Consider the following 17549-nt stretch of genomic DNA (forward strand, 5'->3'; position numbering starts at 1 on the left):
ATTATTTTGAAAAATAATTGGGAAACCTGCTTGAAAATAGAAATTTATTTGCAATTTTCGCAAATAAAACCCTACAATTGATGAAAGAAATCAGTCCATCCAGTATTTTAACCGTAATCGTATTGCATCTCCTGCTGATTATGGTGATCTCTTACTTTACCAGCAAAAAAGCCAACAACGCCTCTTTTTTTATTGCAGGGAGAAAGGCTCCCTGGTGGTTGGTTACCTGGGGTGTGATAGGAGCAGTTATTTCAGGGATTACTTTTATTTCTGTTCCGGGTGCAGTAGGGGTAAAGGGAGGGAATGAGCATTTTTCCTATTTTCAGTTGATTTTAGGTAATTCGGTAGGATATATTATTATCGCACTGGTGTTGCTGCCCACTTTTTATAAAATGAAACTGGTTTCCATTTATGGTTACCTGGAACAACGGTTCGGAGGTACAGCCATGAAAATCGGAGCAGCCTGCTTTACGGTTTCGAGGGTTTTCGGTTCCTCGCTGAGGCTTTTTCTGATGGCTTTGGTCCTTCAGAAGTTTGTTCTGGCCCATTATGGTATCCCGTTTTGGGTAACCGCCATTATCGTTCCCGGACTGATCTGGTTATACACATTTAAAGGGGGTACAAAAACAATAATAGTTACTGATTCCATACAAACTGCATTGTTTATTCTGGCCATTATTATGACCATTTATGATATTGCAGGACACATGAATACGAATGTCGGAGGTCTGGTAAGTACGATCTGGAGCAGTGAATATTCCGAGACGTTTTATTTCGGAGACTTTTCTGATCCCAACAATTTTACAAAACAGTTTTTTGGCGGTATCCTGGTGGCCATAGGCACGTCGGGACTTGATCAGGATGTGATGCAAAAGCACCTTTCCTGTAAAAATCTCAGGGAATCACAAAAGAATGTTTTTACTTCCACAGCGGCACTAATTGTGGTCAATCTGCTTTTTCTGATCCTCGGAGCGGGACTGTACCTGCTGGCAAAACAGCAAAATGTTACCTTACCTGAGCGGGCAGATGAAATGTATCCGTTAATGGCCTTTAATCACCTGTCGGTACAGACCGGGATTATCTTCATCATGGGTCTGGTGGCTTGCAGCTACTCCAGTGCTGATTCGGCCCTTACAGCTCTGACGACTTCTTTTTGTGTTGATTTCCTGGGATTTGAAAAAAAGAAAGAAGTGGTTTCGGAAGATAAACTCGGCAGACAAAGAAAGCTGGTGCACCTTGGTTTTACAGTAGCTTTTATGCTGATCATTATCCTGATGAATGTTTTAGGGAACGAAAGTATCCTGAATGTGCTTTTCAAGTTCACCGGATACCTTTACGGTCCTCTCATCGGGCTTTTCTCCTTCGGATTTCTGACCAGGTATGAGATAAAAGAGAAGGGGATTGCCTATGTGTGTATATTGGCTGTGGCAGCAACGGTTCTTCTTGACTATGCGGTTCCATTGCTGTTTGATGGCTTTCAACTGGGCCTTTACATCTGGGGAATCAACGGCATTCTGGCTTTTACAGGACTTTTTTTAATACGGAAGTAAAAATTTTACAATCAATTTTCTAACAATCAAACCTTTTACGAATTATGACCAAAATTCTAGACAAATTAATTATCCCTTTAAAATGGCGTTTCCTGGCTGTTCTGACAGCGATTTGCGTTTTTGGAGGGGTAGATGTTATGGCACAGCAGGTGTATAACATCAGTGGGAAAGTGAGTGATGCTACCGGCGGTGTTCCGGGTGTAACTGTGCAGATTCAGGGAACTACAGCCGGAACATCTACCAACATGGATGGGGTTTATCAATTGAGTACAACCCTTAAACCAGGCACATACAAACTACAGGTTTCTTCCATTGGTTATGCATCAGCTTCCCAGACCCTTGTTTTGGGAAATCAGTCATCCATAACTGTGGATTTTACCCTTAAAGATGATGCTACCAACCTGGATGAGGTGTTGGTGGTTGGCTCTACGGTAAAAGAAACAAGACGTCAGCTGGGTAATGCCATCAGCTCTGTTAAATCAGAAGATCTGCAAAAATCGGGTACAAATAACCTGGTTTCTGCCCTTCAGGGAAAAGTGCCCGGGGCACAGATTACCCAGAACTCGGGAGACCCGTCAGGCGGGATCACGATCCGTTTGCGTGGGGTGAAATCAATACAGGGAAGTTCAGATCCTTTGTATGTGATTGACGGTGTGATTGTAAGTAACAACACCTCGAACATTGCCCAGACAGCGGTTTCAAACCAGGTAGGTACGGCGGCCAAAATAGGGAGTAACAGGTTAGCGGATATCAACCCTAACGATATCGAAAGCCTGAACATCATCAATGGTGCAGCGGCAGCGGCACAATACGGTTCAAGAGCAGCCAATGGTGTGGTGATCATTACGACTAAAAAAGGTAAGACGGGAGCACCAAGGGTCAATTTTACAACGAGTTTTAACACCAACGAGCTTCGTAAGAAGCTTTATATTACCAAATATGGTAAACAATTTGGTTTTGCGGGATTGAGACTCCATACCATCGGAGCGATTTCAGCAGCACAAATTGCAGCAAATCCGGGCGTGACTACCGTAGGAATCAACAGAAATGGTGAAGCTAACACGATCCTTGCCTCCAACCTGGTGGATGTAACGCGTTATGATTACCAGGATCAAATCTTCAGAACAGGTTATGGCACAGACAATGGACTGTCTATCAGCGGTGGAACGGAGAAAACGCAGTATTTTGTCTCTTTGAATTACTCTAAAAACGAAGGAATTGTTAAAGGCACCGATTTCTCAAGATATGGACTGAGAGCCAGAATAGATCAGAGACTGAACAATTGGGCGAAACTTTCGGCCGGATTGAGTTATACCAACAGCTTTGCGAATGAGAAAGCAAACGGTAACGTATTTTACAGCCCGATCAACTCGATCAACATCACCAACAACATCTGGGATATCACCCAAAGAGATGCTGCCGGAAACCTGAAAGCGGTAGAGCCTACCCGTGTCAACCCTTTGACAACGGTAGAGGCCATGAAATTTAATCAACAAGTTAACAGGACCATCAATGACTTGCAATTGAACCTGACTCCATTTAAAGGATTCGCGGTAGACTGGATTGTGGGGGTTGATGCCTATTCACAAACAGGAACCAACTATATTCCGCCTTATCCATATCAGGCCGAAGCAGGTTTGCCATTGGAGCGTTATCCTCTTGGATTTGCGTCTTCGATCACAAATACAGCCATGTTTTTGAATACAGATCTGAACATATCTTATGAAAACCAACTTACAGATGACCTGAAACTGAACCTGCTTGCGGGAACCAGCTATCAGTACAGCACCTCAGACCTTTTGAGAGGTAGCGGAGAGAGCCTGGCACCTTTTATCGAAACACTTAACGGCGGATCTACGATTACCGCGGGTTATGGTCTGGACAGATACAATCTGAGCGGACAGTTTGCCCAGGCAACGATCGGCTATAAAAACATTGCGTTCTTAACGGGAGCAATCAGAAGAGACAGAAGCTCTAAGTTTTCCGCCTCTGAAACCAACCAGGTCTACCCTAAAATATCGGGAAGCTTTATCCCGTCAGACCTGAGTGCCTGGAAAAACAGCAAACTCAGTGATGCATTCAGCTCACTTAAGCTTCGTGCCTCTTACGGACAGGCTGGTAACCTTACCGGTATCGGGTCATACGACCGTTTCTGGCAGTATAACCCGATCTCTTACCTGGGTAAAAATACGATTGTACCAAGCAGCCAGCTTGCCAACAACCGTGTACGTCCGGAGCGTATGACAGAAACAGAATTTGGTCTTGACGCCTCGTTCCTGAAAGACAGAATCGGATTGACCTTTACGACGTATCAGCAACATATCAAAGACCTGGTTGTTAACGCAGTTTTGGCGGCTACGGCCGGAGGAACCAGTATTGTCAACAACACTGGAGAAATGTCTAACAAAGGGATTGAAATCGGACTCAACCTGAACCCGGTGAAGACAAAAGACCTGAACTGGAATGTTTCCGTGATCTTTAACAGGAACAGGAACAAAATTGAGAAACTTGGAACAGCTTTGCTGGCGATCAACAACGTAGCAGGAGCTCCCGTTTTCCTTATCGAAGGACAACAGGCGTCACTTTTCTATGGTATTCCTTATGCCAAAGATGCCAACGGACAGCTGATTCTGAATGCCCAGGGATTCCCGCAGAGAGAGCAGGGGATACAGAAAGTAGGTTATTATGAGCCGCAGAGAGATGATAAAGGCCAGCCAACCGGCGGGTTTGTCAATGGTGTTATCGGTAATCCGAACCCAAAATGGACAGGATCAATCTCAAGTTCATTGGATTACAAAAAATTCGGTTTCAGATTCCTGCTTGATGCAGTGCAGGGCGTAGACGTTTTCAATGCGGATTTCAGGACCCGCCAGGGAGTTGGCGTTGGTGAAATAGCTGAAGCGGAATTGAAAGGGGAGGTAAAAAGAGGATATATTTTCTCTAATTACCTGATCGAAGAATGGAGAATTGACAATGGTTCATTTGTAAAGTTGAGAGAAGTAGCCCTTACTTATCAGTTGCCGCAATTCAAAGGCATCAAATCATGGAGCTTGTCTTTGATCGGCCGCAACCTGGTTTCGTGGGATAAATACAGAGGATATGATCCGGAAACCAATGCTGGTGGAAATAGTGATTTGTTCAGAGGTGTTGATTTTGGAAACGTTCCGATTCCAAGAACCTATCAGGCACAGTTAAACGTATCATTTTAATCAACATTAGAATTTAAGAATCATGAAAAAACAAATAATTTATATCAGTGCTGCCCTTATGCTGGTGGTTTCATCTTGTAACAAAGATTATCTTAACCCAAGCACAGCCAGTGAAGAACAGGTAGTTAAGGACCAGACAGGTCTGATTGCGATGGTCAACGGGCTTCAGCAGAAGTTTACGATATCGAGAGCCGGCGTGATGTATTCTTATATCACAGCAAACGGCCTTACAACCAAAGAACTGGTTAACCTTAACGTAGGAAACACAGACGAGGCTAACCTGCAAACAGGAACAACGGCCGTACAGGGTAATAATTCTGTAGTAAGCAACCTGTGGAACCAGGCACACCTGGTAAAAGCGAACGCGGACATTGTGATTAAAAATATCGCAAGTGCACAGGATCCGGCTGTAAAATCGGGAATTCTGGCTTATGCTCATTTCTACAGGGCTCTGTCTTTGGGAACTGTTGCCCAGTTTTTTGAGCAAACGCCTATTGCTGTAGGAACGAATGCCGCATTTGTTAAGAAAGAAGATGTGCTTAAAGACGCGGTTAATTCCCTGACGATTGCTGCAAAAAGCCTTAATGACCAGGCCCCTTCTGCAGCATTTACTGGAAGTGTGGTGATGCCGTTAGCCAGTGTGAAGAATGGTATCCAGGCCCTTTTGGCCAGATATAACCTAATGCTTGGCAATTATGATGCGGCTTATGCTGCAGCAAATTCTGTAGACCTGACCGTGAAAGCCGGGTTTACCTTTGACGACATCAGCAGAAACCCGATGTTTGAAACCAGTTTCAGCAACAGGAACGTAACAGAAGCGACGCCGGATTTCGGACTGCCTGCAACCCTGGCTTCTGAGGCGACAGATGGCAGAAAGGCGTTTTATTATAACACCACTGCAGGAGCAAATGCATCGAGAGCCAGTTTCTTTACGGCAAATAATGCAGCGGTGCCTGTATATCTGCCTGGTGAAATGCTTCTGATTAAGGCAGAATGCAAAGCCAGAACCGGGGTATTGGCAGAGGCGGTTACTGAACTGAACAAAGTCAGAACCAAAAAGAATGATGCCTGGGGTGTAAATGCCGGTCTTGCCGAGTATAGCGGAGAAGTGACGGCAACCGCTGTCCTGACTGAGATTTTCCGTCAACGTTGTATCGAATTATTCTTGTCTGGGTTACGCCTGGAAGACAGTCGCAGATTGTCAAGACCAGCAACGGAAAGAACCAGAAACCATTATCCTTACCCATTGTCGGAAAGGAATAATAACACCAGCACCCCTGCTGATCCAACTTTGTAAAAAAAGGGACTAATAAATCCGGGTAATAGAAATTATTCGTATTTTTCGAAAGAAATAACGGGAAATCTTTATAGTTTTTATTATCCGGATTATATATCAGACATGTTCAACCTGAACGGCTAAAATGGCAAATCTGTTAAAAAAAGAGCGGAAAAACATCATTCTGAAGCATATCAATATTCACTCCAGAGTGACGTTCGACGAATTAGCACAGCTTTTGAATGTGTCGGAAGATACCATCAGGCGTGACCTGAACGAGCTTTCCGAAAAAAACCTGATCAGCAAGATCAGGGGAGGGGCCATGGCCCGGGCAAATCAATACATACCTTCTTCTTCAAAATCGAGCTACGCCTATGAAGACAAAAGAATAATCGCTAAAAAAGCCATTTCATTGCTCAAAGACGGCATGCTGGTGCTGGTTGGCGGAGGTACAACCGTCCGGGAGTTTATCAAGATGATCCCGGAAAACCTGAAAGCGACCTTTGTAACGGCCAATCCGATGACCAGTATCGAACTGCTCGAAAAACCGAATATAGAAACGATTATCCTGGGGGGAAGAATCTCAAATTACAGCCAGACCGTGATAGGAGGAGACGCCTTTTTAAAGCTGGCTGAAATTAAAGCAGACCTGTGTGTGCTTGGAACTAATGCCATAGATTTTAATGAGGGGATAACCGACCTTGAATGGGAAACCGTAGAAATCAAGAAGGCGATTTTTAAAGCCTCAAAAAAGGTGGTTATTCTGGCAATATCTGAAAAACTGAATACTACCATGAAGTTAAGGGTCTGTCCTATCAACGAGATAGATTACCTGGTTACAGAACTTTCACAGGATCACCCGCTTTTGAAAGCATATCAGAGCTCAGGAATAAAAATAATCTGAAAATGATGCCGTATCGGCATCATTCAAAAAACACAAAATAGCCTTTAAGACACATATCATATTTCTTTGGAGAAATAACAACATTACCAATCATTCAACAAGAAAACATTTACTGCAATGACAACAATGACTGAATCTCACTCGAGTTATGACCACCTGGAACTTATGTCGGTCAGTGAGCTGGTTCAAAATATCAATAAAGAAGATCAGACGGTGGCATTTGCCGTGCAGAAAGAGCAGGATTCCATTATCCGCCTGATCGAAAACATAGTTCCTAAAATCAAAAACGGAGGCAGACTTTTTTATATCGGGGCCGGAACAAGCGGCCGGCTCGGGATTCTGGATGCTTCTGAGTGCCCACCTACCTATGGTGTTCCGAATGATCTGGTTATCGGGATCATTGCGGGCGGAGACACCGCCATCAGAACAGCTGTTGAAAATGCGGAAGATGATGACCAGCAAGCCTGGAAAGACCTGGGCAAGTTTCATATTGATGAAAATGACTTCCTGATCGGCATCGCCGCTTCCGGAACCACCCCTTACGTAATCGGAGGGCTCAAAGAAGCACGTAAGCATGGCGTTTTAACGGGATGTATTACCAATAATAAAAACTCTCCTTTAAGCAGGGAGGCTGATTTTCCCGTTGAGGTGGTGGTTGGCCCTGAGTTTGTGACCGGCAGCACCAGGATGAAGTCGGGAACGGCCCAGAAAATGGTGCTGAACATTGTGTCTACCTCAGTGATGATACAATTAGGGCGGGTTAAAGGAAATAAGATGGTAGATATGAAACTGTCTAACTCCAAGCTGGTAGACAGGGCCATCAAAATGGTCATGCAGGAAACACCGCTGGATTATGAAACAGCCGCTAAATGGCTTGAGAAATCAGGAAGTGTCAGACAAGCCGTCACAGCTTATCAGGAGAGCCTGAACGTATAAACATTTTTGAACAGAAAGGCCACAAAGACGGCCCTCGCCTCTGAAATATATTAGGACTATTTTGACAAATAGTATTAAATTGTAAATCAGGATGTATATTTATATCCAAATCTAAAATAGGTATTCAGAAAAAGAACTTTTGCCGGAACAGGCAGGGTATTTCAGGAACACATTATTAAAAAAAATTAAAATATCGCCCGACTTAATAAATTAATTGAATAGATTTGTAAAATATTTAAGAATTAAAATTTTATCATGGAGAACCTTCAGGTCAAAGAACCCATCGCTTACGAAAAGATACCTACCAGAATCTATCAGGATCCGAAACAAGCATCAAAGTCTGTAGCGGTTGAAATCGCAGCATTGATTCGATCAAAAGCAAAAGCCGGCCAAAACTGTGTTTTGGGTTTGGCAACCGGATCATCACCTAAGACCGTTTATGCAGAATTGATCAGAATGCACCGGGAAGAGGGCCTGAGCTTCAAAAACGTGATCAGTTTTAATCTTGATGAATATTATCCTATGGAGCCTGACGCTGTTCAGAGCTACTGGAGATTTATGAAAGAGCAACTTTTTGACCATGTGGATATCCCTAAGGAAAACTACTTTATTCCGGACGGAACCCTTCCGCAGGAATTGGTTGCTGATTTTTGTAAAGAATATGAAAGAAAGATAGATAACCTTGGTGGTCTGGATTTTCAACTGCTGGGAATAGGAGGGAACGGTCACATCGGTTTCAATGAGCCGGGTTCTTTAATCAACTCGAAAACCAGGTTAATGATGCTGGATCACTCTACGAGGGCTGCAGCCACCATGGATTTCGGCGGAGAACTTCCAAAAGTGCCTAAAAAGGCCATTACGATGGGGGTTTCTAAAATTTTGAGTGCTAAAAGAGTTGTTTTGCTGGCTTGGGGAGAGAGAAAAGCGGGTGTTATTGCTGAAGCCGTTGAAGGTTCTGTAACAGAACATAACCCGTCATCTTATTTACAGACCCATCCGAATGCCTTGTTCATCGTGGATAATGCTGCCGCAACAGAACTTAAGAGGGTGAAAACACCTTGGCTGGTTGAAGATGTGGACTGGAGCGGGCCGATGGTTAAAAAAGCCGTGACGAGCCTGTCATTAAGTCTTCAGAAGCCGATTTTGAAGCTTACAAATAAAGATTACAACGACAATGGATTAAGCGATTTGCTGGCCAGACACGGACAGGCTTATGAAATCAACATAGATGTATTTAATCAGCTGCAGCACACGATCACAGGCTGGCCTGGAGGGAAACCTAATGCAGATGATTCAAACAGACCAGAGCGTGCCCAGCCGGATAAAAAAAGATGTATTATCTTCAGCCCGCACCCGGACGATGATATCATCTCAATGGGTGGAACTTTCCAGAGGCTGGTAGATCAGGGTCATGAGGTACATGTGGCTTACCAAACATCCGGAAACATCGCTGTGGCAGATGACGAGGCCCTGAGATTCATTGACTTTGTGGTTGACTATAACCAGCAATTCGGGATCAGCAGTCCGCAGGCGGAGGTGATCTTTGAAAACGCTAAAAAATTTCTTCAGAACAAGAAAGACAGCGAACTGGATTCTGAAGATGTAAGATATGTTAAAGGCATTATCAGAAGGGGAGAGGCCAAGGCGACGTGTCGTTTTGTAGGTATTCCTGTAGAAAATGCACACTTCCTTAACATGCCTTTTTATGAAACCGGAACAGTGCAGAAGGCTCCGATAGGCGAAAGAGACGTGCAGATCATTGTAGACCTGATAGAAGAAATTAAACCTCATCAGATTTATGCTGCAGGTGACCTGGCGGATCCGCACGGAACGCACAAGGTTTGCCTCGATGCTATTTTTGCTGCCGTTGAGCGTGTAAAACATAAAGACTACATGAGCGACTGCTGGTTGTGGCTGTACAGAGGAGCATGGGCTGAGTGGGGTATCCATGAAATTGAGATGGCTGTTCCGATGAGTCCTGATCAGGTGCTTCAGAAAAGATTCGGGATATTCAAACACCAGTCTCAGAAAGACGGCGTGGTATTCCAGGGTTCGGATTCAAGGGAGTTCTGGCAGAGAGCTGAGGAGAGAAACCAGGGCACTGCAGAGCTTTACAACAAGCTGGGTCTTGCAGAATATGAAGCGATGGAGGCTTTTGTCCGCTGGAAATTTTAAAGAACGGGAGTAATTCAGCCTGAACTATAGACTTAGTGAAAGTTTTTTGATTCCCTTTCGAACTGACATTGTACAATAAGTGTTTTTTTTATAATTTTAGCAAGACAATAACACATTGATGTTGCAACATATACTTGCAATTTTTATATTTGATGTGTTGACTCTAACCAATATGAAAAAAATAAATGTGTTTATGACAGTGCAATGGCTGATATTCATGCCTTTGCTTTTGCCTCTTGGTATTGTTACCGGAGCTTTTGAGGGAATCAAAAAAACGTTTGATCAGGCTGCATCAGACATTTTTGAGAACCAGGAAATTATTTCTTAATGTAAGAAACCCAGGTTCTCAACTTTTATTTCTTCTTTATCCAATTCTAAAAATTCTTCCCAAAAAGGATTTTCAGGAACCGCTGCCTTACATAGAACCGGTTCTTTCTTCACAGGATGAATAAAGTAGACACGTCTTGCATGAAGATTGATAGAGCCGTCAATATTGGCTTTTGAATAACCATATTTTACATCTCCCCTGATCGGACAGCCCATTGAGGCCAGTTGTACCCTTATCTGATGTGGTCTTCCTGTAATCGGATCAACTTCGATCAGATGATGCTTGTTCAGCGTACCGATATATCTGTAGTGTAATTCTGCTTTCTGAGAATCCGGAACCTCCTCGTCATAGGCCTTAACCGTATTTCTATCATTGTTTTTAACCAGCCAGTGGGTTAGTTTTCCTGATTTTTTCTCAGGCTTGCGGTCTGTAATGGCCCAGTAGGTTTTTTGAATATCTCTTTTCCTGAAAAGCTCGTTCATCCTGGTCAAAGCCTTGGAAGTCTTCGCAAAAATAACAATGCCGCTTACAGGCCTGTCGAGGCGGTGTACAGTGCCCAGATAAACGTCACCGGGCTTGTCATATTTTTCTTTGATGTATTCTTTGACATAATCCTCCAGGGTTTTATCCCGGGTGATGTCTTCATGTACCAGCACCCCTGATGCCTTATTGACGATGATCAGGTGGTTATCTTCATATATAACATGAAATGGTTTTCGGTTTCTTGTTGCCATGGCAATATTAAATTATTTGTTCTAGTGCAAACGCACGGGTTTGACGATCAGTTTCAATATAGTCTTCTAATGTGGGGTTTTGGACAAAATTAATTTTGTTCATGCACTTTTCAATCACCTCAGACATGGTCAGAAACCCGACTTTGTCTTTCAGAAAGGCATCCACAGCAATTTCATTGGCGGCATTTACAACACAAGCCATGTTTCCTCCGGCTTTCAGGGCTTCAAACGCAAAGCCGAGATTTCTGAAAGTAGCGATGTCCGGTTTTTCAAAGGTCAGAGAAGGATAATGGATGAAATCGAAACGCGGGAAGTCTGATTTCAGACGATCAGGGAAGCCCAGGGCATACTGTATCGGCAGTTTCATATCCGGAAGTCCCATTTGGGCTTTGAGGCTGCCGTCTTCAAATTGCACCAGCGAATGGACGATACTTTGAGGATGGACAATGACTTCTATCTGATCAGGGGTGAGTCCGAATAACCATTTTGCCTCAATGACTTCAAGGCCTTTGTTCATTAATGAAGCCGAGTCAATTGTAATTTTGGCTCCCATTTCCCAGTTGGGGTGCTTCAGGGCTTGCTCTTTTTTGACGGATTTCAGAAAATCGGTGTCTTTACCTCTGAACGGGCCGCCGGAAGCGGTGAGTATGATTTTCTCTATCGGGTTGTGAAACTCACCTACCAGGCATTGGAAAATCGCGGAGTGTTCGGAATCTACAGGAAGAATATTTACCTGGTTTTCTTCGGCCAGGCGGGTAATCAATTCTCCGGCTACAACAAGCGTTTCCTTGTTGGCGAGGGCGATGTGCTTTTTAGCTTTAATGGCGTGAATGGTCGGAATTAATCCCACATAGCCTACTAAGGCTGTTAACACCATGTGGATATTCTCGTTTTCCACAACAGAAGCGAGCGATTTTTCACCACAATATACTTTTATATCTAAAGGATCAAGGGCTGAAAATACCTGGTCGTAAAGCGACTCGTTGGTGATGACAACCGCATTTGGTTTGAACCTGGCGGCTTGTTCAATTAACAATCCGGCGTTGTTCTGAGCAGTTAAAACTTCTACTCCAAACAAGTCGGGATGGGCCTCAATGACTTCAAGTGCCTGCGTACCGATGGAGCCGGTTGACCCAAGAATTGCAATGTTTCGTTTCATTAAATCGGGAAGTAAAAATAAAGAGCGAGCTCTTCGTTCTTTCAAAAAGAATGCAAAGGTGCAAAAAAATGCCCTATTTAACTAAACTATTGTCATTGAACCTTTTCTATAGAATAACTCGTCTGTCTGTTCATAGCGGTTAATATCTAAATCTTCCTATTTTTGTGAAAAATAAAAAAGAGATTTAAATATGGAGATACTGGAAAGAAAGAAGCGGATTTTTTTGCCTGAAAACTTTGAATTGCTTTCATGGGAAGAGGTCAGGCCTTTTTATGAAAACCTCGTAAACCGTGAATTAGCAGATAAAGAAGCTCTTGAAAAATGGTTTCTCGACAAAAGTGAGCTGGAATCGTATCTTTCTGAAAACATGGCGTGGAGGTATATTCACATGACCTGCGATACATCTGACGAATCATATCAAAAAGAATATCAGTTTTTTGTGGAGGAGATACAGCCTCATACAGCCACCTATGGTGATCAGCTGAATAAAAAGGCACTTGATTGCCCTTATCTTGACGAATTGACGGATCCTGGCTATGCCATCATGATCAGGGGAATGAGGAAGGCGGTTGAGATTTTCAGAGAGGAAAACATTCCTCTTGAAACCCAGATACAGCTGAAACAGACAGAATATCAGGCCATCATCGGTGGAATGACTGTGGAAATCAATGGGGAAGAAGTCACCATGCCTAAAGCCGGCACCTATCTGCAGTCGGTCAACAGGGTCCTGAGAAAAGAGGCGTGGACGAAAATATCAGAAAGAAGATTCAGTGAAAAGGATAAGCTTGACGGAATATTTGACGAATTGAGATCCCTGAGAAACCAGGTGGCCACCAATGCCGGGTTTGATAATTTCAGGGATTATATGTTTGCAGCGATGGGAAGGTTTGACTATTCCCCGGCAGATTGTTTTGATTTTCATGATGCTGTAGAGCAGGCGGTTGTTCCGCTTCTAGACGAGATGTTTGCAGCAAAAAAAGAGAAACTGGGAGCGGCAGTCCTGAAGCCCTGGGACGCCAAGGCAGATGCAGACAAAAGACCCGCTTTAAGACCCTTCAAAAACGGAGAAGACCTTTTGGACAAGACCGAAATCTGTTTTGATAAAATAGATCCTGAATTGAGCCGCTACATCAGGATCATGCGTAACATGAAGCATTTTGATGTGGAGTCGAGAAAAGGAAAGGCTCCGGGAGGTTATAATTATCCGCTGGAAGAAATTGGCGTGCCGTTTATTTTTATGAACGCAACAGACAGTTTGAGAGATCTGGTAACGATGGTCCATGAAGGAGGTCATGCCATACACTCTTTCGAAGTCAGGGATTTGCCGGTAAATGCCTTCCGGAATACGACATCAGAAGTAGCCGAACTGGCCTCTATGAGTATGGAGCTGATCTCGATGGAACACTGGGATGTGTTTTTCAAAAATGAAGACGATCTGAAAAGGGCCAAAATAGAGCATCTGGAAGATATTCTTACCGTTTTACCATGGATCGCTACTGTGGATAAGTTCCAACACTGGGTTTATGAACATCCTTTGCACACCGTTGAAGAAAGAAACGATGCCTGGGATAATATCTTTAAAGCATTCTCAGACAGTATTACCAACTGGGGCGGGCAGGAGAAATTCCGGACTTATACCTGGCAAAAGCAATTGCATATTTTTGAGTTGCCGTTTTATTATATAGAATATGGAATGGCACAGTTGGGAGCTATCGGAGTCTGGAGAAACTATAAGAAAGATCCCCAAAAAGGACTTCAGGGATATCTGAATGCTTTGAGACTCGGATACACTGCAACGATAGGGGAGATATACGAGGCAGCAGACGTAAAATTTGATTTTTCAAAGGAAAATATTTCTGAATTGATGGCCTTTGTGGGAGAGGAATTAAATGTCCTGAGAAATAAATAAGTAATCTTAAAAATTGATACCAATGAAAAAATGCGGCCTCTTATTTGTCCTTTTGTTATCCGGGATTTCTGTTTTTTCACAAAAACTGACGCCGAAGTGGAAAACCGGCAGTTTATAAAAACAGTGTGATTGCGTATACCATAAAGTAAAAACGGAAGATCACTTTTAAAAGTCAGGTTGCGGAGATTAAACCGCAACCTGACTTTTTTGTCTGCGAATATTGGTAAGCGTAGAATATTCTTTTACGTTATGTTTTGAAATAGGGCAAAACGGGACCCTTTTTAAGAGTTTTGTATTCGAAACAGCACATTATATCAGAAAAACACTTATTTTTATCCCAAACTTCTCTTATAATAAAATATGAAAAAACTCTTCATCTTCTACCTCCTATTTATTTCATCATTTGCATTTGCCCAGGATAAAACCAAGCCCCCGCTGACGTGGAAGGATGTGGCTTCCTGGAAATCCATCCCGACATTCGGAGGCACCCAGCTTTCTGCTGACGGAGCGTGGTTTGCCTACGTTATTACTCCCAATGAAGGAGATGCCGAACTTATTGTCAGGAAAACGGCCGACACCACGCAATTGAAGTATCCGGTCGGATCCGGTTCGTTCTTTTCTTTCAGTTTTTCGGAGGACTCCAAATGGATAGCCTTTAAAGTTTATCCGAAAGACAAGGACAAAAAAGCGGCAGCTAAAAACCCTGCCGGAAAGCCGTTGACCGATAAGGTGATTCTTGTGAACCTGACGAACAAAAAGAAAACGGAATTCGAAAGGGTAAAGAATTTTGCTTTTAATGAGGACAAGTCGTCTGTCCTGGCCCTGCACCTGACCGGAGCTGCTCCTGCCGGGGGTAGACCTGGCGGACCGTCGGACGGGCCGAAAGGAACCGACCTTTTGCTTTTTGACCTGGCGGGAAGCAAGACTCAGAATATCGGAAACGTGGCTGAATTTGCCTTTAACAAAACCGGGGAGTGGTTGGCTTTAAGTATCGATGCCACAGAAAAAGCCGGAAACGGAATCCAGGTCAGGAATATGAACACGGGCATCATCACCATTCTGGACAGTGATAAAGCGAGCTACAAATCGCTTAACTGGACAGAAAAAGGAGACGGGCTTGCTTTGTTGAAAGGAACCAAAGATGAAAAATACAAAGAAGACCTTAACAGTGTTTTAGCCATCAAAAGTATCGGATCAAACCCTGAGATCGTCAGTTATGAACCGAAGAAAGACACACTGAATTTTCCAAAGGGAATGACCGTGAGTGGAAACAGAACCCCTTATTGGTCTGAAGATTTAAGCAAGGTGTTTTTCGGCATATCGAAACCGGAATTGGTGAAAAAAGATGCCAAGAAACCGGAAGCTAAAAAAGACACTGTAAAAGCCGGAGGAAGCGATCTGGATAAGCTGGCCAAAATCAAAGCGGATACGACCATCAAAACCCTGGAAGACCTGACAAAGGCCCTGGCTAAAATTAAAGCAGATACCACCAGGAAAACCGGGGCAGTTACACCGGATGCCGATAAAGACAAACCGGAAATGACGATCTGGCACTGGCAGGACAAAAGATTGCAGTCAAGACAGGAAGTGCAGGAAAGACAGGACAAAAATTTCAGCTTCCTGGCGACCTATATTCCGGCAGACAAGAAATTTATCCAGTTGTCTGACAGCACCATCAGGAGTGTCAATGTGGCTCCGAAAGAACTTTACGGCGTTGGTCAGGACATTTCAAATTATGAACTGGACATAAACCTGGATGGTCAGCAATATGCAGATTTCTATGCCATAAACCTGTTAACCGGAACAAAGACTAAAGTACTGGAAAAACAATACCTTCCTAATTTCTGGGCATCGCCGAATCCGTCCACAGACGGCACTAAATTTTTATATTGGGTAGATGGAAACTGGATGGTTTATGATTTTAAAAGCAATCAATCGGTCAATATTTCGGCCAAAGCACCTACTTCATTTATCAACATTGACGATGATCATAATGTGAAGAAGCCGCCATTGAATATATACGGATGGACTTCTGACAGCAAATTTGTATTGGCCAGCGACGGCTGGGATGTGTGGCAGCTGTCTGCCGATGCTTCCTCAGCCCCGGTTAATCTGACCGGAAGCGGCAAGAAAGACCAGGTGCGTTACCAAAACAGGTATGTGTTTGACGAGGAAGAAAAAGGCATTGACCTGAGCAAGCCTCAGTATTTTAAAACTTACGGAGAATGGACCAAGAAAAGCGGCTTTGCGGTTTTGGAAAATAAGGCGGCTAAAAAATTGTTGTGGGACGATGTGACCTTCGGTAGTTTGAGTAAGGCGAAAAAAGCAGAAGCATTTGTTTATACTTCTCAGACATTCAAAAATGCTCCTGAATATTACTTGTCCACATCTGCATCACTTGAAAGTCCGAAGAAGATCTCCCAGAATGCACCTTTGCTGGAGAAATATGCCTGGTCGCCATCGGTAAAACTGATCGATTATAAGAGTGATAAAGGCGATAAACTCCAGGGAGCGTTATTCCTGCCTGCCGGATATGAAGCAGGGAAGAAATATCCTACGATCATTTACTATTATGAAAAGCTGTCACAAACGCTCAACAATTTTGCGAATCCGGGATATTCGGGAACAGGATGGAATCCGAGCGTTTATACTTCAAACGGCTATGCGGTGTTTATTCCGGATATTGTGTATAAGATGAACGACCCGGGAATGTCGGCCGTCTGGTGTGTGATTCCGGGAGTAAAAGCGGCGATCAAAACGGGTGTAATTGATGAAGCAAAAATCGGTATCCACGGCCACAGCTGGGGAGGATACCAGACCAGTTTCCTGATTACCCAGACCAATATGTTTAAAGCTGCTGCTGCGGGAGCCCCTTTGACAGATATGATATCGATGTATAACCTGATTTACAAAAACAGTGGCTCAACCAACGGAGCTATTTTTGAAGCCTCGCAGGGCCGTCTGGTAGCACCTTGGGATAACTGGGAAGCATATAACAGGAACTCGCCGCTATACCATGTGAAAAAAGTGAATACACCTCTTTTGATGCTTCACAATGATGCGGATGGTGCAGTGGATTTCACCCAGGGGATTGAATATTACAATGCCCTGAGAAGACTTAAAAAGCCGGTGGTACTGATTCAATATAAGGGAGAAAACCATGGACTGGCGAAGTTGCCGAACAGAAAGGACTATGCGGTAAGGATGATGGAGTTTTTTGATTATCATCTGAAAGGAAAGCCGGCTCCGGATTGGCTCAACAAAGGAGTTGACCGCCTGAACCTGGATGATCACCTGGAAAACCGGGCGATGGGGCAGGAGTAAAGAAGGTGCAATTTTACAGAAGGGGGCCGCTGCATTGTATGCAGC

Annotated in this window: 11 protein-coding genes; 9 read left to right on the plus strand and 2 right to left on the minus strand. The window is 43.7% G+C overall.

Going from position 1 to position 17549, the window contains the following annotated elements:
- Positions 1-80: 80 nt before the first annotated feature.
- The 7 genes from GVN16_RS11340 to GVN16_RS11370 all read left to right on the plus strand — a co-directional run bounded on the left by GVN16_RS11340 (position 81) and on the right by GVN16_RS11370 (position 10378).
- Entirely contained in the window at positions 81-1550 is a 1470-nt protein-coding gene (locus tag GVN16_RS11340; RefSeq protein ID WP_166564018.1) for a sodium:solute symporter, read from the plus strand.
- A 44-nt stretch (positions 1551-1594) separates the two neighbouring features.
- Complete coding sequence (locus tag GVN16_RS11345) at positions 1595-4759, plus strand: SusC/RagA family TonB-linked outer membrane protein (RefSeq protein ID WP_166564019.1); 3165 nt, start codon at positions 1595-1597, stop codon at positions 4757-4759.
- A 22-nt stretch (positions 4760-4781) separates the two neighbouring features.
- Positions 4782-6056: a RagB/SusD family nutrient uptake outer membrane protein gene (locus GVN16_RS11350; protein WP_166564020.1), complete on the plus strand. Its 1275-nt coding sequence runs from the start codon at positions 4782-4784 to the stop codon at positions 6054-6056.
- Between the two features lie 124 nt (positions 6057-6180).
- Complete coding sequence (locus GVN16_RS11355) at positions 6181-6939, plus strand: DeoR/GlpR family DNA-binding transcription regulator (protein WP_166564021.1); 759 nt, start codon at positions 6181-6183, stop codon at positions 6937-6939.
- 117 nt (positions 6940-7056) lie between these two features.
- Positions 7057-7875: an N-acetylmuramic acid 6-phosphate etherase gene (murQ, locus tag GVN16_RS11360; protein WP_166564022.1), complete on the plus strand. Its 819-nt coding sequence runs from the start codon at positions 7057-7059 to the stop codon at positions 7873-7875.
- Between the two features lie 255 nt (positions 7876-8130).
- On the plus strand, positions 8131-10050 hold the full coding sequence (nagB, locus tag GVN16_RS11365) for a glucosamine-6-phosphate deaminase (protein ID WP_166564023.1): 1920 nt from the start codon (positions 8131-8133) through the stop codon (positions 10048-10050).
- A gap of 172 nt (positions 10051-10222) precedes the next feature.
- The gene (locus GVN16_RS11370; RefSeq protein ID WP_166564024.1) at positions 10223-10378 is read left to right on the plus strand and encodes a hypothetical protein; all 156 of its coding nucleotides are present in this window, start codon (positions 10223-10225) and stop codon (positions 10376-10378) included.
- On the opposite strand, the gene GVN16_RS11375 is transcribed toward GVN16_RS11370, so the two are convergent.
- Both GVN16_RS11375 and GVN16_RS11380 read right to left on the minus strand, forming a co-directional pair.
- On the minus strand, positions 10375-11112 hold the full coding sequence (locus GVN16_RS11375; protein ID WP_166564025.1) for an RluA family pseudouridine synthase: 738 nt from the start codon (positions 11110-11112) through the stop codon (positions 10375-10377). The genes GVN16_RS11370 and GVN16_RS11375 overlap by 4 nt on opposite strands.
- 7 nt (positions 11113-11119) lie before the next feature.
- Positions 11120-12271, minus strand: a complete 1152-nt coding sequence (locus tag GVN16_RS11380) for a 1-deoxy-D-xylulose-5-phosphate reductoisomerase (protein ID WP_166564026.1) — start codon at positions 12269-12271, stop codon at positions 11120-11122.
- 190 nt (positions 12272-12461) lie between these two features.
- On the opposite strand from GVN16_RS11380, the gene GVN16_RS11385 reads away from it, so the two are divergent.
- Positions 12462-14180, plus strand: coding sequence for a M3 family oligoendopeptidase (locus tag GVN16_RS11385; protein WP_166564027.1), 1719 nt, complete (start codon positions 12462-12464; stop codon positions 14178-14180).
- Positions 14181-14540: 360 nt separating this feature from the next.
- Complete coding sequence (locus GVN16_RS11390) at positions 14541-17504, plus strand: S9 family peptidase (RefSeq protein ID WP_166564028.1); 2964 nt, start codon at positions 14541-14543, stop codon at positions 17502-17504.
- The last annotated feature ends 45 nt before the right edge of the window (positions 17505-17549 follow it).

This window comes from Emticicia sp. CRIBPO (assembly GCF_009905725.1).
In the GTDB taxonomy this organism is placed as follows: domain Bacteria; phylum Bacteroidota; class Bacteroidia; order Cytophagales; family Spirosomataceae; genus Leadbetterella.